The 17,562-nt window shown below is 36.1% G+C and carries 16 protein-coding genes, 1 pseudogene and 2 riboswitches; of the genes and pseudogenes, 14 read left to right on the forward strand and 3 right to left on the reverse strand.

The window, feature by feature from the left end; translation table 11 throughout:
• Positions 1 to 319: 319 nt before the first annotated feature.
• The 4 genes from LG330_RS01265 (at position 320) to LG330_RS01280 (ending at position 3,303) form a co-directional block, all read left to right on the forward strand.
• A complete protein-coding gene (locus LG330_RS01265) occupies positions 320 to 529 on the forward strand; it encodes a copper ion binding protein (protein ID WP_204728724.1) in 210 nt (69 codons plus the stop codon).
• 179 nt (positions 530 to 708) lie between these two features.
• Positions 709 to 957 carry a hypothetical protein gene (locus LG330_RS01270; RefSeq protein WP_204728725.1) on the forward strand — a complete coding sequence of 83 codons (249 nt, stop codon included), beginning with the start codon at positions 709 to 711 and terminating at the stop codon, positions 955 to 957.
• 87 nt (positions 958 to 1,044) lie between these two features.
• A complete protein-coding gene (locus LG330_RS01275) occupies positions 1,045 to 1,779 on the forward strand; it encodes a sulfite exporter TauE/SafE family protein (RefSeq protein ID WP_039806478.1) in 735 nt (244 codons plus the stop codon).
• 300 nt (positions 1,780 to 2,079) lie between these two features.
• Positions 2,080 to 3,303 (forward strand): hypothetical protein, encoded by a 1,224-nt coding sequence (locus tag LG330_RS01280; protein WP_404406862.1) that lies wholly within the window; start codon positions 2,080 to 2,082, stop codon positions 3,301 to 3,303.
• 173 nt (positions 3,304 to 3,476) lie between these two features.
• Here LG330_RS01280 and LG330_RS01285 read toward each other — a convergent pair whose 3' ends face one another.
• Positions 3,477 to 4,394 carry a reverse transcriptase family protein gene (locus LG330_RS01285; RefSeq protein WP_404406864.1) on the reverse strand — a complete coding sequence of 306 codons (918 nt, stop codon included), beginning with the start codon at positions 4,392 to 4,394 and terminating at the stop codon, positions 3,477 to 3,479.
• A 1,166-nt stretch (positions 4,395 to 5,560) separates the two neighbouring features.
• Complete coding sequence (locus LG330_RS01290; RefSeq protein WP_404406866.1) at positions 5,561 to 5,965, reverse strand: plasmid-related protein; 405 nt, start codon at positions 5,963 to 5,965, stop codon at positions 5,561 to 5,563.
• Positions 5,966 to 7,180: 1,215 nt separating this feature from the next.
• Here LG330_RS01290 and LG330_RS01295 point away from each other — a divergent pair.
• Together LG330_RS01295 and LG330_RS01300 are read left to right on the forward strand one after the other, a co-directional pair.
• On the forward strand, positions 7,181 to 7,474 hold the full coding sequence (locus LG330_RS01295; protein WP_404406868.1) for a CBO0543 family protein: 294 nt from the start codon (positions 7,181 to 7,183) through the stop codon (positions 7,472 to 7,474).
• Positions 7,447 to 8,130 (forward strand): DUF421 domain-containing protein, encoded by a 684-nt coding sequence (locus LG330_RS01300; protein WP_404406870.1) that lies wholly within the window; start codon positions 7,447 to 7,449, stop codon positions 8,128 to 8,130. Before LG330_RS01295 ends, LG330_RS01300 begins: the two co-directional genes overlap by 28 nt.
• A gap of 8 nt (positions 8,131 to 8,138) precedes the next feature.
• Here LG330_RS01300 and LG330_RS01305 read toward each other — a convergent pair whose 3' ends face one another.
• Positions 8,139 to 8,417, reverse strand: coding sequence for a hypothetical protein (locus LG330_RS01305; RefSeq protein WP_404406872.1), 279 nt, complete (start codon positions 8,415 to 8,417; stop codon positions 8,139 to 8,141).
• A 225-nt stretch (positions 8,418 to 8,642) separates the two neighbouring features.
• Here LG330_RS01305 and LG330_RS01310 point away from each other — a divergent pair, with 225 nt between their 5' ends.
• The 8 genes and pseudogenes from LG330_RS01310 to LG330_RS01345 all read left to right on the forward strand — a co-directional run bounded on the left by LG330_RS01310 (position 8,643) and on the right by LG330_RS01345 (position 17,319).
• Positions 8,643 to 9,185: a DUF6155 family protein gene (locus LG330_RS01310; RefSeq protein ID WP_404406874.1), complete on the forward strand. Its 543-nt coding sequence runs from the start codon at positions 8,643 to 8,645 to the stop codon at positions 9,183 to 9,185.
• A gap of 373 nt (positions 9,186 to 9,558) precedes the next feature.
• Positions 9,559 to 11,196, forward strand: coding sequence for a spore germination protein (locus LG330_RS01315; RefSeq protein ID WP_404406876.1), 1,638 nt, complete (start codon positions 9,559 to 9,561; stop codon positions 11,194 to 11,196).
• The gene (locus tag LG330_RS01320; RefSeq protein ID WP_404406878.1) at positions 11,193 to 12,410 is read left to right on the forward strand and encodes a Ger(x)C family spore germination protein; all 1,218 of its coding nucleotides are present in this window, start codon (positions 11,193 to 11,195) and stop codon (positions 12,408 to 12,410) included. Before LG330_RS01315 ends, LG330_RS01320 begins: the two co-directional genes overlap by 4 nt.
• Before the next feature lie 27 nt (positions 12,411 to 12,437).
• On the forward strand, positions 12,438 to 13,544 hold the full coding sequence (locus tag LG330_RS01325) for a GerAB/ArcD/ProY family transporter (protein WP_404406880.1): 1,107 nt from the start codon (positions 12,438 to 12,440) through the stop codon (positions 13,542 to 13,544).
• A 50-nt stretch (positions 13,545 to 13,594) separates the two neighbouring features.
• Positions 13,595 to 13,852: a hypothetical protein gene (locus tag LG330_RS01330; protein WP_404406882.1), complete on the forward strand. Its 258-nt coding sequence runs from the start codon at positions 13,595 to 13,597 to the stop codon at positions 13,850 to 13,852.
• A gap of 634 nt (positions 13,853 to 14,486) precedes the next feature.
• A pseudogene (locus LG330_RS01335) lies at positions 14,487 to 15,005 on the forward strand (alpha/beta fold hydrolase); the annotation flags it as partial.
• Positions 15,006 to 15,210: 205 nt separating this feature from the next.
• Entirely contained in the window at positions 15,211 to 16,074 is an 864-nt protein-coding gene (locus LG330_RS01340) for a DMT family transporter (RefSeq protein ID WP_404406884.1), read from the forward strand.
• Positions 16,075 to 16,310: 236 nt separating this feature from the next.
• Positions 16,311 to 16,411, forward strand: a riboswitch (TPP riboswitch).
• Positions 16,412 to 16,566: 155 nt separating this feature from the next.
• Complete coding sequence (locus tag LG330_RS01345; protein ID WP_404406886.1) at positions 16,567 to 17,319, forward strand: 3-oxoacyl-ACP reductase; 753 nt, start codon at positions 16,567 to 16,569, stop codon at positions 17,317 to 17,319.
• 125 nt (positions 17,320 to 17,444) lie between these two features.
• A riboswitch (TPP riboswitch) is annotated at positions 17,445 to 17,545 on the forward strand.
• Positions 17,546 to 17,562: the final 17 nt, after the last annotated feature.

A 17,562-nucleotide genomic window follows, 5' to 3' on the forward strand; every position in this document is an offset into this window, starting at 1 on the left:
TAATTTTTTGGTTAATTTATTTTTATCATATGTAAAAAACACCTTTACATACCTAGTATGGGTATATTATTATATTTATAATAGGTTCCAATAATTGATCAAATAATCTCTTACAATAAAGAGTGTGCTTTTTCGCTAACGAAATTTAGTTTGGTAATAAAAGGTTTTCGACATGAGCTAAACTGAATTGAATAATAAACGCGTTAGATCTAGAAGATAATTGAAAAAGTATGTATTTGTTGAATTGTATACAGTAGATTTGTAATAACGGTTCAGAAGTGATTATTTGAAAAAATTATAATGGCGAGGAGGATATAAAATGGAGAGTGTATCACTAAAAGTTACAGGTATGTCTTGTCAGAATTGTGTAAAATCTATTGAAAAAAACCTTGGTGAGATGCAGGGTGTTGAGAAAGTTTCTGTTTCACTTCAAGAAAACATTGTCAATGTAAACTATAATGAAGATGAGGTTTCTTTAGATCAAATGCAAGTTGTAATAGAAGATCAAGGTTACGAAGTTAATAAATAGTATCTTAGAATTTGTTCGAGCCCGTTAGAATAACAAAATAGTCCACAAGGAGCAATTGCTACTTGTAGACTATTTTGTTTTTTTGTGAGAGAATGCATCATTTCTCGATAAATTTACTCTATTATGTTCATGTGATTGAACCAGAATGAATGACTATATTTATAAAGGAGATGATGATTATGATGAATGGCTCTGGCATGATGGCGGGTGGAATGTGGCTCGGTATACTGCTTGTTGGTTTGGTGGTCATACTTGTGATATTCGCATTTTTTAAACTGCTTAATTCTAGAATAGACGGTGATTCCGCTAAGCATCAAAATGAAGGAGATTTTTCTTTGATCATCCTCAATGAAAGGTTAGCGAAGGGTGAGATACAAGTAGAAGAATACAATCATCTGAAAGGTATAATCCTTAAGTCAGAAAAATAAAAAAATAAAAGTATTTTAGAAATATTGCTGAAATATTGAACAAATTCAGCATTGACAATCACAGTAAGCAAAGTTGGGTGAAATGCAGTGAATGATTTGTTTTGGCAAGTCAGTAATACTTTCAGTGAACCATTTTTTGAACTGTTCCATCAGGCGCAAAGCTTTCCGATCATTGCTGCTTTTTTTCTTGGTATTGTCGGTGCATTGGCACCCTGTCAGTTCACAGGTAATCTGGGGGCTATCGCAATATATGGTAATCGTTCAATTCAGAACAAAATCGCGTGGACTGAGGTTTATTTTTTTATAGTCGGTAAAATCTTTGTATTCTCACTCCTTGGTTTTGTTGTCTGGCAGTTTGGAAATGAAATCGAACAAAGCCTGATTACTTACTTTCCATGGCTCAGAAGGATCGTCGGACCAATATTAATTGTCATTGGATTATTTTTGTTAGGCATCTTTAAATCACGTTTGGGAGTTCAATTCATAAGACTTCCAGAAAGGTGGTTTAAAAGGGGGAAGTTAGGTGCTTTTTTAATGGGTGTTAGCTTTTCTCTTGGGTTTTGTCCAACAATGTTCGTTTTATTTTTTGTCACGCTGCTGCCATATTCATTTACTGTTAGTTACGGCTTTATATTGCCTGCCATATTCTCAGTGGGAACATCACTTCCATTGTTGATTGCGTTATTTTTATTATGGTTTTTTGACATTGAGAATAGAAACTTAAAAAAGAATGGGAGAAAAATCGGAAACTACGTACAGAAAGCTGCTGGGATATTTATCATTTTTTTGGGGATAATCGATATCGCTACTTACTGGGTGTGACGTAAGCATCTTATGTCAATGATAAATAACCTCTCTCATAATACTTGTTTTGATCAATCTTTTTTATAAAAATTTCATTTATAATAAATTCAACCTCTTCATTTTAACTGATCTTTGTTTAAAATGAAGAGGTTATTTTATTCTGAAATCAACTTTTGTAGCATGTTTTTGATTAAACTTTTTTTCAAACCTACAATAACTTGTTAAAGAATGATAAAGTAGTTTAGATATGGAATTTCAACACCCGTTCGCTTATAATTTATATAAGCGAACGGGTGTTTTTGTTTGGAGGGATTTTCAATGGAAGTATCAATTAATAATTTGGATTTTAGTAACATAGATAAAAAATTAAGCCATTTATCTAGAGAGCAAATTGTAGAGTTAATAACAGCATATTATGATGGAGAAAAAATTAAGGATCTCTTGTCAGAATATGAAATAAAAACAACCGCATCAAATTTAGTGAAAATATTCCCTTCAGTGTTAAATAATGAGTATTGTATAAAATGTGAATCGCCTATTGTTATACATCTAGAATCTAGATCGTACTCAAATTATTTTACAAATCATCATGAATATTGTTCTAGTTGTGGACATCAAGAAACATCTTTTTGTAGTTGCGAATTTTGTAAAAAAGAAAGAATGGAAGCAAAAAGATTAGAGGAAGAGCGCCAAAAAAGGTTAATAGAGAAGAAAAGACAATTATTATGTGATCATTATGAAGAAGATAATTGGGAGATGATTTTAGAGACAGATTTAAGCTTAGAAGATAGACTTTATTTAGCGGTTATATTACGAGGTGCTCTTTCAGAAAATACAAGCTATATTGAACCTCTAGAAAAAATTAAAGAGAAAATAGCACCTACAACAGAATATGAGAGAGAGATAATAAAGACATTAACAGGTAGAAACATTTTAGTTCCTAGCTTGAAATCAAAAGTAGATGACTTTGAAATAGAGTTTGTATCAGAAGATGAAGAACAATATAAAATTGCTTACTATATCTATAAAGTTCATTATCGTTTGAATGTCATGCCAGAAGATGACGACTACGATGCTATGATTAAGCGGTTAATGTATCCTCATTTGAAAGATGAAGAAGGTTTCAAAGATTTTTGTTACGGGATATGGAGACAAGTTGCACTTAATGAATGCTTACAGTATTTGTTATATCAAATGCATAAAGTGGGCTACACATTTAATCCTGGGGAGAAGACGATAAAAGTTTTTGAGGAACTTTTAGAACATTTCTCAGTCTCGCAGATTTATAGCATTATTTATCGATCAGTTGCTAACAGCACTCAAAGATATCAAGCTAGAGAAATCACAAAAATACACGCTCAGAATTCAGTCATAGCTTCATGTGAAAGTTATGGTCAACGAGCAATAGCGCAGGGGTGGAAATTAACTCATTATGCACGCTTAAGAGATTTACCGGAGACGTATATAAGCAATGTATTATTTACATCAATTATGCAAATAGCAGAACTGGGTTTTTCAGAAAAACCTACGCCAGATTTCTAAATGAAATGAGGAGTTCATATGGCTAAACGTCAAATAGGTTGAACTAATGCAAAAAATCTCTCGGCACATTTAGGAAGGCGAAACATCGGGACGTGTGTTACCCCCAACACGCGCCCCTGATTTTTACATCCTTTTTTTAGTATAAAAATCTTCTGTGCGGAAATAGTTAGATTTTATAAATTGTTTATTTTCGTGTTTATTGATTGAAAAGGGTTAGAACCTTCAACATAGTCAAAAGCTATTAAACATCCTTTTAATTTTGAGATTAATAACGTGATATGTTCTGAATCTTGTTTTAACAATGCAGCTTCTAATTCATTATCTAAATCAATTATTTTTTTTCTTAATTTATTCGGAACTTTCATAGTTCTGTTTTTTAAGATAACGCCAGTTACATTAATTGGCCTATTATAGCTATGAACTGTTTTTTCGGGGTTTACTTGAAAATTATAACTCTCGATGATTCTGATGACTTTGCTTTTAAAATGTCTTCCGATAGGCTTATTTGCAGAAAATGTAATATCATCAACATAAACTGTCATAGTAATATTTTCTTGCTTTGCATATTGGTGAATCTTATCAAACATTTGATAGTAAGATAAAATTGAAAGTAGTGCACTTGTGGGGTAGCCCTGGGGTAAATGTCTATGATTGTGATTAGGTAAAGGTTCGGTAGTGAGCAGTGTATATATTTTTGCTATGTCAGCTGGCATCTTCATTGCATTTCTAAAAAAGGAATATACATATCTTTCATTTGTAGAGGGATAAAAATTTGTTATATCAATCATAAGAAAACATTTATGATCTATATGTGCATTAGCATTGGTTACATAACTTTTTCCTTTGACTCCACCATTAATGTAGTCTGGTAATTTAATACTAGATAAATTTCTATTGATCTTTCTGAGGATTCGTTTATATCTGGGTTTTGGAGGGAAAATTGTTCTTTTTTTTTGACCAATTTTATCAACGTATGATTTTGTTGAAAAATATTTGTCGATATCTTTAAGTTCATAGATTTTTATTGACAGTAATTCTGAGAGAAACTTTTTATTACTTACCTTGTATAAAAAGTGCTTTTGAATGTCCATCTGATCACCTTTAGTTTAGTTAGATTATAATTAAAGGTAGAGCCGAATAGTTCAAAGAACCTTAAAATTAAACTTGATAATTTGTATAATTGAAACAAAGTCAAATTTAATAATTTTAAAAAAGGTTCAATGGAAAGGATAAATGCAAATAACTTAACCGGATAACTGTCAATTAAGTTATAAAATTTACTACCTTTCTTTTTATTCCTATCACGTCGACTTACACGAGTATTCATATGGATGCCCCCTTAAAAGTAGTAGGCGTTATTACGCCCCCTCTGCATTACTTTAAAGGGCTTCGGAGAAATAAATCGACCAGCTCTACCTTAATTAACCAAGAAACCTCTGCTTATCTTGTAGAAGTAATCTCCCAAATAACAAGCGATATCCTTCTCGGTGGTGCGCCAGTTCGTTGCCCTGAGCGCAGTTGCGCTAGGAGCCGTATTGGGCACAAATTTCCGCCTTAAAGGCAATATAAAACCTGCAGAGTAATTTCCTGCTAAATACTCGTGGTTCTATTTTAGTATACAATACTTTTTTTGGCAACTTTAGTATTTTATAAGTTAATTGGAAAGGTATGAGCTTTTTGAATTATTAGCTATCTAAGTGATACAGTTGTATATGTGGACGTATATTTTCATCTGCTTGTTGAAAAGCTGAAGCATTTTACAACGAATATGATTATCCTGACAGGCGCTTTGAGCAAAGAATGAATTTTTCGAACTGAGTTCCAGAAGCTTTCCTCTATTCCTAATCATGGGGGATAGAATCATCCTTGCAATAGGTAAGCATGCGGGTGAAGGCTTTGACAATCCAAGGCTCGATACGATCTTCCTGACAATGTCCGTCTCCTGGAAAGGCACTCTTGCACAGTATGTCGGACGCCTGTACAGAGCATACGAAGGGCAAGAGTCTGTGGAGGTTTATGAATCATTGTTCCTGTGTTGAACACAACACCCACACAATTTTACTTGTTTATATAACCAAAATGAATTGAGTGTGATTTTATTATGACACAGGGATATTCACAAATTACTAAATGGGAAATTATAGTGATATTTTAAAGGGATATAAATCGCTTGGTTACTTGACGGTGGAGGAAGCGAAGAAAGAGAAGAAGCAAATGAAGTTGTTTTAAATTGAAAGAGGTTTATTTGGTGAAGGGTCTAACTGAAGAATGAAAATGGGTGAATACGCTCAACACGCAGCCTTTTTGATATTTTGTTAGCACCGTTATCGAGTATATAGAATGAGCTTAAAAATAACCCCTCTGAGTTAAGCTTAATGGGCAAAATCACATGATCATTCAATACTTTATAAAGTTCAACAGTACCGGGTTCTTTGGGATTTTGACCTGCGTAATCAGGAAGCGAGATCATGTCGGGTATCTTCTCGTGATAAGTCATAAAGTCATCCCAATGACCTTTTTTCTTCAAATGCTTGAGTACACCGGGAGGCATATGAACTTCCAGGCTTTTGTATTGTATTTGATAGTAATCTGTAATCGTCTGAGGTATAAATCCGACGGTTTGAGTGGTAGTAGCGTAAGGGTTTACAGAGATGATGGACATTTATGCAACGATCCTTCCTATAGAATATAAGAAGCTGCTAAGAGAGTTATTAAAAAAACTCCCAATAAAGGGAGCCTTAAATTGACACAAAGATTATCTGCAGGGCGGCAATCCTGATCTCTGGTAACTATCTCAATGATAGCGCGTGGGGAACCTTTCCCACCTCAGATAACCTCTGTGGTATTCATTAGTTTATTCAATCATTCTTGTTTTATTTATTATACATTAACTGTAAATGGTGGTCAACTTCAGTGGTTAAGTGGTTACTGTCCCTGTCCTGAACACTATTTTGACAATACAAGTCAATTGCATAAGCAAAAGTAAGAATTGAGTGAATAAAACACTTTATAGATCGTGTTTTGAATAGTTATTTATAGCTTTAAATATTTATAAATGTGTGAAGGACAGGGAGACATCACTATTTACCTTTATCCAATCGTCTCAAAATTATATACCCGAGGATAATTAATACTAATGTCGACAAGAGTAGTACAGCGCTTCCTGTATAGATATTTACACCAGAGTGATCGAGTTGAGTTGCTATTTCTCCGTTTGTAATCTTGTTTATTTGAAAATAAGTGAATGGTGACAAATGAGCAATAGAATTTAGGTATTGAGTGCTTATAATATACCCAACAGCGCCAACTAACAGAGAGGTTGAAAACACACTCCACTAGACTATTGTCCCTGTCCTGAGAACTATTCTGACAATACAAGTCAATTGAATAAGCAAAAGTAAGAAGTGAGTGAAAAAAGCGCTTTACAGCTGCTATTTTGAATAGTTATTTGTAGCTGTAAATATTCATAAATGTTTGTAGGACAGGGAGATATTCTATGGCAGTCAACTTGCGAAAGCTGGCTGCCATGAGCACCAAAATGGCCTAAAACAAGATAAAATTCATTTTGAAAAGGCGCTGATCATCTTTTGGATGATCAGCGCCTTTTATTTTCGTCTTCGGCTAGTTTTTGTCCCAGCCTCGTTGCTGTACTTCTAAAGCAATAAACGTAACAAAAACAACTTAATGTAAGGGCTTGAGCGTCGAGTTGATAAAGAATTGATACATAATTTAAGGAAGGTAAAACAAACTAGAATTAAATGATTGACTAAAGAATGAGTTTTTAACTTGGGAATGGTGGATATTAGTCTGTTTTTTAGTTGGATCTTGAGTTATATGGGCTAAACTCATTAAAAAAGACATTATTTTAGAAATTTTGTTGTTTGGTACGATAATTATCATTATCATAACAACAACCTTATTAGATGTAGTTGGTTTACAATATAGGTTTTGGGATTATCCAATTGCATTCCTACCTATTATTCCTAGGTCCTATCCTTTTGATTTTTCAATGATACCTGTAGCCTACATGTTGTTATATCAATGTTTTAGAACATGGAAATTTTTCGCAACTGCCCTAATCATTATGGCACTAACTTACGCCTTTATTGGCGAACCTTTAGATTTAGATTGGAGGAAAAAAATTTGGAAGAAGTTAATCTTGGTTTACTGACGATCAAAATCATCGTAGGTTTTGTCACCTTATTTTTTATCATTATCGTAACAGGAAGAACATCCATCTATCAGTTAACCCCGTTTCACTTAGTTTTTGTGTTAGTACTTGGAGATTTTTTAGGGAGTACCATTTATGAAGATAAGGTAACGATTTTTCATTTTTTATATGCCATCGGATTGTGGACACTTCTTATGATGGGAATAGAGTTTTTGACTCTAAAAAATAAATCGACACGTTCTCTCTTATTAGGCGATCCTAACATCATCATTCGGGATGGAGTCATGGATCGAAAGTTACTTAAGAAAAACAAATTGGATGTAAATCAAGTATTGAGTTTACTCCGTCAAAATAATGTTTTTTCAGTTAGGGAAGTCAAATACGGTATATTGGAAGCCAATGGACAAATAAGTTTATTGTTACAATCCAAGTATAAAAACCCAGAAAAGCAAGATCTCAATCTTCCAGAAAGTCCAGTAAACCTTCCAACATCATTAATTATAGATGGGGAAATTTTATGGGATAATTTACATGAACTCGGATTTGATCAACAGTGGTTAGATAACCAATTAACTATCAATGGATATGATAATGTAAAGCGTATACTCTACGCAGATTGGCGTGAGAGCGAAGGCATACATATAAGTCCCCAATAAAATTTTGTTTAGAAAACCTCCCTGTCCTGAACACTATTCTGACAATTTGTTTTTTCAGCCGCATCATCAATATGATAAATTTCTGCTTCACGAGTCCCATCCCCATATCCACGGATATAATGACCTTCAATTCTCTGTAATACGTGGTTTAGGTTTTCAGCATAAGGCCTATATTTATATTTCTTAAAATCCAATTTCATTTGTTCACCAGTTTCCTGGAAGAAGTAAGCCAGATTTTGAACTTCCAGATTAGAAAGGCGATATCCAATAGCTGAATAGCTATCCATCTAAGCAATGAGCAGTGCATCAGAGGTTGTCATTTTCAGCTTACTCATCTTTCCCACCGCCTCATTTCTAAATATACTATTATCATTTTAGCACGTTCATAAATTAATCCACCATAAAAAATCTCCTAATATATAGTTCGGCAAAACACTTTTCGCTATACTTAATTCAATAACAATAGAGTTGCACAAGTGTTGAACCTTATCTCAATAAAGGGAGGTGACATCATGTCAATAAAATTAACTGAGGTGAAAAAATCACTAAAGGAATACGATCAAAAAGAGCTGATCAGTCTCATTGGAGAGTTGTACAAGCTCAACCCTGAGGTGAAAAACTATCTTTCAGCTAAGTTCAAGGGAGAAGAGGCTGTTGAAGTACTCTTTGAAGAAGCCCAAAAGAAAGTCAAGAATGTATTTTTCCCGGACAGAGGATTCGGCAAACTGTCTTTAGCTACTGCTAAAAAAGTCATATCGGATTTTAAGAAGCAGACTGGTGATGAGGAAAAGACGACCGAATTGATGTTTTATTATGTGAAACTCGGTACTGAATTTACTGCTATGTATGGGGATATTGACGGAGCCTTTTATTCAAGTATGGCGAACACTTTTGCGCAGGTAGTAGAGGTGATAGATACTTCCTATGAGCGGGTGGCTTCTTATGAAGATAGACTTCAATCTATTTTAGAGGAGGCTGCACAAGTCGGCTGGGGATATCCGGATGCGCTTAGTGAAATTTATTATGATATGGAGTTTCGCGATGAGGAAGAATGAAATAAGTTGTCAGTATGTTTACCTTAGGACAAAAAAACTCTCCCTGTCCTCAAAACTATTCTGAAAATAAAAGTTAGAAAGCTGTCCCTGTGTTGAACACAACTCCCACACAATTTTACTTGTTTATATAACAAGAATGAATTGTGTGGGATTTTTTCTGACACAGGGACATTCTATTTTGTTTTTCAGTGGTTTATATCTGATTTCAGGTGAAAAATGAAAACGGGTGATTACGTTGAACTCTCAATCTCTTATTTATTTGGGAATTATTTTTAGGACAGGGAGCAAACATACCAATGCACGGTGGCTAGTATTAAAAAGGGGGTTTTATGGATATAACTGATACGAAAAAGCAAAGAAAGGTATCGGTGCCATGTTTTCATTTTCAAAAAAGAAAAAGAAAAAGCAAAAGATGAAAAGTAGGAATCAACAGGAAAACAGGCCGGATCAATCTGAAAATAAATTACCCAATAACATCGATACCTCCTTGTCCAAGAATCTTGAAACCATTAAAAAAAGAACCGGAAACAGTTCAGATATAGTCATCCGTCCTTTAAACCTCGGGCATAATCCTAAGGTTAAAACCGCTATTGTTTATATTAAAGGGATGGTTGACCAGCAATCTGTAAACGACTTTTTAATCGAACCCATGATTAATCATCCCTCGTTACAAAAACAGCTCGTTCAACAAGAGGTGATCGAAATGATCGCCGAAGATGTTATCGCTCTCGGAGGGATTAAAAAAGTGAGTGACTGGGACGGGTTATTTACTGAGTTAATGTCGGGCAATACGATTGTCCTTATTGAAGGGACTAAAGAAGCTCTTAGTGCCGGTACCCAGGGCGGTCAGAGACGTTCTATCCAGGAACCGGCTACTGATATTACTATTCGCGGTCCCAAAGAAGGGTTTACTGAATCTATTGAGACAAATATAGCCATGGTTAGAAGGATTATTAATACGCCTGATTTGTGGACTGAATCCATGAAAATCGGCAAAATGACGAAAACTGATGTTTCCATCATGTATATAAATGGCATAGCAAAGAATGAAATCATCGAAGAAGTTCGCAAACGATTAAAAAGGATTGATATCGATGGTATCCTGGAATCCGGCTATATTGAACAGCTCATTGAAGATCAGACAAATACCACTTTTCCTACAATACACCATAAGGAGAAGCCCGATGGAATAGCAGGAAATCTTCTCGAAGGAAGGGTTGCCATTTTTGTGAATGGGACGCCCTTTGTGCTGCTTGTGCCTGCATTATTTATTGATTTTTTTCAATCATCTGAGGATTATTATGAACGTTTTGACATCGCAACAGCCATTCGCTTTTTACGTACCATCATTTTCTTTATATCGCTTGTTGCACCTGCGATCTACATTGCAGCTACTACCTTTCACCAGGAGATGATTCCAACAGAGTTAGCTATTATTGTCGCTGCACAGAGGGAATCCGTGCCTTTTCCCGCATTTTTCGAAGCACTCATCATGGAAATCACTTTTGAAATTTTACGGGAAGCCGGTATCCGTATGCCTAAAGTGATGGGCTCGACGATTTCCATCGTAGGGGCACTGGTTATTGGACAGGCTGCTATACAGGCTGGCATTGTTTCACCTGCCATGGTCATTGTCGTGTCCATTACAGCGATTGCCAGTTTCGCGACCCCTTCTTATTCAGTTGGCATATCCGCACGTTTAGTTAGATTTATTTATATGATCAGTGCTGCTACGTTCGGCTTTTATGGAATTATCCTGGTGTTTATCTTCCTGATTGTACACTTATGCAGCCTCCGTTCATTCGGTGTTCCGTATATGTCACCTTTTGCACCTTTTATTAAGGGTGAAGCTGGAGATACCATTTTGCGCAGACCACTTTGGGCTTACAAGAAAAGACCACAATTGATTGTCGGTCCAAATGATGTCAGTCAAGGGGAAAATCAGAAACCGCAGCCTCCCGGAACTCGCAACATGAGGAATTCTGAATTGGGAAAAGGTGAATCGAAATGAAGTGTAAATTTGTTTTTCTTTTTTTAATGGTGACCGGCATCCTATTTGTATCTGGTTGTTGGAATCAGAAGGAGTTAAATGATCTTGCAATCATATCTGCCATGGCGATTGATAAAAATGATGATGGCCAATACGTTAAGACGATTCAACTTATCAATCCTGGAAGCGTAGCCGGCGGACTTCAGGGAGGCGGGGGCGGACAAAGCCCGGCTGTTACCGTTTATACTGCGACGGGAGACAGTGTAATGCAAGCCCATTTCAACGCTTCATCCAAAATCTCCCGAAGACTGTATCATGGTCATGCAAATCTGATTGTAGTCAGTGAAGAGCTCGCCAAAGAAGATGGCATTACAACGATTTTAGACGCCTTTGAACGGGACCCGGAAATCCGCACAACTTCAAGAATTGTGGTTGCCCATGATACAAAAGCGGGAGATCTCCTTAAATCGTTGACAGCCGTTGAGAAAATTCCTGCTGAGAAAGTAAACGGCATCTTGAAAGTTACTGCACAATCAAGAGGTGAAAATGTGGAGGTTACTCTTCAGGAAGTGATTAAGTCACTTACTGCCGAAGGGATGGAACCGGTAATCAGCGGTTTTCGTATGAAAGGGGATATCGAAAAAGGAAAAAAGATGGATAATATTCAACAATCTGAACTCGATACCACCCTGGAAGCTGACGGTCTGGCTATTTTCAAAGAAGGAAAGTTGATCGACTGGTATAAAGGTGAAATGTCCAGAGGGGTAATATGGATACTGGATAAAATTGAAGAAACTGAAGTGGAAATTGACTGGGATGGAAAGAAAAACATCATTGGATATACCGTAATCCGTCAAAAAACAAAAATCTCTGCTGATACAAAAAATGTTCTCCCTGTCATCACGATTCACACCAATGCGGAAGGTGACATTCGTGAAGTAAGGACACCAGTTGACCTGACCGATCCTGCAATCATATTGGATTTGGAAAAGGAATTAGAAAAAGAAATCAAGAGAGAAATAGAAGAAACAATTAAGAAGACCCAGCAAAATAAAACAGACATTTTTGGATTCGGCGAAGTAGTCCATCGTTCCGATCCTGAGAAATGGAAAGAATTGAAGGGTGATTGGGACGATTCTTACTTTCCGAACTTAAATGTAAAAGTGGAAGTAGAGGTCTTTATTAGACGCAGCGGCCTAAGAACCAATTCGTATCTTTCTGATATGAAAGAATAAGCTTGATGGAAATGGAGTGGAAATTTATTGGAAAAGGCAAAAATCAGCGTGCGCCAGCTGTTCGTGCTCATTGTCTTATTTGTAATTGGCAGTTCCCTACTGGTTCCGCTCGCCATTGAAGCGAAACAGGATGCCTGGCTGGCTATTCTGATTGCATTGGCCGGCGGCTGTTGCTTATTTTTGGTATATCATGGTCTGTATTCATACTATCCGGATGTCCCACTTACTGAATACGTACAAAAAATATTGGGGAGCGTTTTGGGGAAAATACTTGCCTTTTTCTATGTGCTCTATTTCATGTATATTTCAGCAAGAGTTATGAGGGATTTTGGGGAATTGCTGGTTAAAGCCTTTTATCCGGAAACACCACTGTTTGTCCTGAATGCATTGATGACGATCGTAGTTGTGTATGCAGTTCAAAAGGGGATAGAGGTCTTGGCCAGAACAGGTGAACTGTTCTTTGTAATCATGGTGCTGCTTGGATTCATTGGCATTATTCTAATTGCGATTGCTGGCATTATCCAGATCTCTAACCTCCAACCGGTACTTGAAGAGGGCTTACAGCCTGTTATAAAAACGTCTTTTACTACTCTGTACTTTCCATTTGGCGAAGTGATTGTATTTACTATGATTTTGCCCTTTTTGAACAGAACTGAAAAGGCGAAGAAAACTGGTTTACTTGCACTGGGATTAAGTGGCATATTATTGGCACTTGTAATGGCTGTAAATATCAGCGTTCTCGGTGTGAGTCTCGTTTCACGTTCACACTTTCCCCTTCTTTCTACTATACAGAGCATTGAGATCGCAGGTTTTTTGGAGAGGTTGGACATTACTTTTATGCTCGCTGCGATTCTTGGGTGCTTCTTTAAGATATGTCTTTTTTTCTATGCAGCCGTGGCAGGCACTTCAAATTTGTTCAAGATCAAAGAATCTTCAAAGCTGGCTTATCCAATGGGGGTGGTCGTCTTACTACTCTCCATAACAATTGCCAGTAATTATTCAGAACATGTTCATGAAGGCCTGAAAGTTGTCCCTCTTTATGTGCATCTGCCTTTTCAAGTGCTGATTCCACTTATCCTTCTTCTAATCGCTTTTGTTAAAAACAGAAAAAAACCAAGGCAAAATGCATCCTGATTAATTAATTGCGGTAAAGAAGTATTCTCTTCAGTGGAGCGTGATAAAGAATGAAAATACTAGGCATTTCTATAGTGATATTGGTGTTTTTGATAGGATTTTCCTTAGTAATGGATATACTTTTAGGATTTGATTTATACACTTCAATTCATAACAACTTAAATCCTTTTCTGGTCATGGAAGTCCCTGAATTAGTTCTTTTCTTTTTCTTGATCATTTATTTACTTGCCGCCTCTGCTCGTCGCTTTTTTAAAAAAAAGAAGAAAGGAACAGATAAAGATAATAAATACCATCAATCAAAAAAATGATTTCCCGCCTTCGGACACAAGAATAAGACGATATTTAATATTTACAAAATCGGTTCCTAAATGCTGTTAAATAATTTTGATAAACTATACTTAGGCCATTTAATTACGGGATATCACTCAGGAAGAAATTAAAGATCATATTTAGTAAACTAGTGTTATATTTCGATCTTTCTCATTTTTAAAAAATTTCTGAAGTTCTCGAAATTCCAATTGTGAGTGACGCTTCAAAGTATAAAGAGAAAAAAGACGGGGGTTATGCGCTGAAATAAAGCATAGCAACCGTCTTTTACTTTTGTCAGAGTGGAATTCTCTCTGTCTTGAACACTATCCTGACAATACAAGTCAATCGCATAAGTGAAAGTTAGAATTAAGTGAATAAAGCAACTCTGTATATGCTATTTCAAATAGATATTTTCAGATGTAAATATTCATCAACGTGTTCATAACAGGGAGTTTTAAAAAAATTGCACTGCCTTACTCCTTTTAGATTTTTATCTGAAGGGGGCATTTCGTTATAAAAGGACTTACTTCATTAAGTAGTTATGTGTAGACTGAATTTATAGTAATAATTTACATGATAGATGAAGGAGATATGATTGGATATTGTGGATTAATTTTTGGTCGTTTTAATTGCGGTCCCAGAACCAGCCGTGAGATGGTAAAGGAATTGAAGGAACTTCTTATTGCAGCTGAAATTAAACCTCCCTATATTTTAGTAGGTCATTCATTCGGTGGAGTGAATATGCGAATGTTTGCAACTGAATATCAAAATGAGGTCTGTGGACTTGTCCTGGTTGACTCTACACCTGAAGATTATAGAGAAAGATTTCTCCCGACGATGTCACAGGAGTTTCAACAGGCGTACAACAAACAATTCGTCTATGAAGGCAATTATGTTGAATTCATGGAAAGCCTAAAGCAGTTAAAAGAAACCAGAATTAAATTAAATGTCCCGTTAATTGTTCTTTCAGCTGGTAAGAAAGCTCATTATTCAGAGGAATCCCAAAAGTTATGGAATGAAATGCAGAGAGAGATTCTTGAAATATCCTCAGATGGCGAATTGGTGATTGCTGAAAACAGTGCGCATTACATACAACATGATGAACCAGATGTGGTAGTCAGTGCAATAAAAAAGCTGATTAACATGGTATAAGATCAGATTGAGAAGGATTGAAATTAGAAGATGCTCACTCTCATAAATACGAGTCTGACAGTACAAATCCTGTTCTTTACTAAAGCAGAACAAGTGGCTGTAAAAAATATATGTACCGGAAGTATTGTATTCAACTGCGGTACTTCACATCAACTAAATGGGGATCGTCATGTCCTTTTTTAGCGTAGAAAGAGGGACCTGAAGCATGAAAAAAGGATTTCTTTTACTCATAATAGCCACCCTTTTTTGGGCAGGTAATTACATAGCGGGGCGTTACTTAAGTGACGCGCTGCCTCCAACTTTATTGAATACAGTCAGATGGGCGATTTCTTCCCTGCTATTGTGGGGATTACTGGTCATTAATAAAAAGCCATTTCCTATCTTTTCAAGGTGGAAAGAGTTCCTTATTCTTGGGTTCTTCGGTATCTTTATCTTTTCTACCACAACATATATGGGTCTAAGAGAAATTAGCTCTTCACAGGCTGGAATGATTGTAGCAGGAATTCCTGTAAGTATATTAATTTTCTCTTTTATCCTGCTAAAAGAAAAAATAAAAGTAAAATCCTGGATTGGTACCGTCATTTCAATCATTGGGGTCGTTATACTCATACAAGGAAAAGAAAACATAGAATCATTTGGAAATGCATTAGCTGGAGAGGTATTAATCATCATATCCTGTATTGCCTGGGGGCTTTATACTGTTTTAGGCAGAAAATATGGAAAAGCTACTGATCCTCTGACACTGACAGCAGGAGCTGCGGTATATGGAACGATTTTAAGTCTGATCAGTTGTATAGGCACAGTTGACATGAATGCTGTTCAGATGGATGGAATGGCCTGGTTAGCCCTGTTTTATGTGAGTACATTTGCCTCAGTTGCTGCATACTTAGCCTGGAATGCCGGTGTTAAAATACTAGGACCAGGTACTGCTGCTCCATTTATAAATTTATTACCGATTTGGACCGTCATTCTCGGGGTGATCGTCTTAAATGAAGGAATCAACACGATTACGCTGGTTGGTGGAGTCATAGCAATCATAGGAGCGATTTTAGCCAGTCTGAAAAAATAAGTAGTCGTTTTTCGCACTGATTTTAAGTTTTTTGAATAAGGGTTTTACGAATTAATTTTTGGCTATAAGGAAAAATTTCTTTTCGGATAAAATGAAGAGTGCTTTACGATTTTTACAACGTGAACTTTATGAGAGAACAAATGTGGTTTGAATGATATTCAATAGATCCTGTTATAAAAAAAGCAACTATAACTTGACTTGAATTTCTAAAAAATATAAAGTAGGGCTAACTTAAATATAATCACTAGGGGTGTTATATAACTGAGATGAGTGTTTACTCAAACCCTTTGAACCTGAACTAGTTAAAACTAGCGTAGGAAAGTGTAGATTTCATTACATAACATATTTTAAGGTCGCAGGCGCCTTAATTTTTCAATGTAATTATGGATATTTACGCAGCTTTCCTATAGGAAAGCTGCGTTTTTTTCTATCTCTATCTCTATCACTTTATTATTTAAGTGTCATCAAGACTATTAAGAAGGAGTGGTTAAAATGGGAAAAGTAGTATTAGTAACAGGCAGTAGCAGAGGTTTGGGAGCAACTATCGCCAAAACCTTAGTTCAACAGGGGTCTAAAGTAGTTATTAATTTCTATAAGAGTCAAAATGCCGCTGAAGAACTTGTTAATGAACTCGGACAAGAGCATGCAATTGCGATTCGCGCGGATGTTACAAATCGAAAAGAAGTGGAAGCGCTAATCGAGCAGGCAACCCAGCACTTTGGTCAAATAGACGTTGTAGTGAATAATGCTTTAGTAGACTTCAAGTTTGATCCGACGGGTCAAAAGCCTTTTAAAGATCTTTCCTGGGAAGATTATCAAAGGCAATTAGATGGAACTTTAAAAGCTGCGTTTAATGTAGTTCAAAGTGTATTACCACAATTCATAGAACGTAAGAATGGAAGTGTTATCAGCATTGGAACTAATTTATATCAAAACCCCGTTGTCCCTTATCATGAATATACAACAGCTAAAGCTGGACTGATTGGTTTTACGCGTAATATCGCTGCGGAGTTAGGGCAATATGGTATAAAAGCAAATGTAGTTTCAGGCGGTTTGCTGAAGATGACTGATGCCAGTTCCGTCACTACTCCGGAAGTATTTGAGTTAATTGCTCAGTCAACGCCATTAAAAAAAGTAACGACTCCTGAAGATGTGGCCAATATGGTCGCTTATCTGGCTTCAGAAAATGCTGCTGGCATTACAGGTCAAAACTTTACAGTCGATGGCGGTCTAACAATGAACTAATGACTTAACTTACACTTCAGCGCGACGGTCTCTCAGACGGATTATTTTTTAGAGAACACCCTATACGATGAGATCAATCTACTGCAGACGAGGCCATAATTACTTTGGTTCTTAAAAATTTTATATAAAAACACTGGGGGAGTCTATTTAGACTGAGATGGAGATATCCGGACCCTTTGAACCTGATCTGGTTAAAACCAGCGTAGGGAAGTGGCTGCTATATACTGAGACGATTTTAAGGTA

This window comes from Jeotgalibacillus malaysiensis, assembly GCF_044789845.1.
Lineage (GTDB): Bacteria > Bacillota > Bacilli > Bacillales > Jeotgalibacillaceae > Jeotgalibacillus > Jeotgalibacillus malaysiensis_A.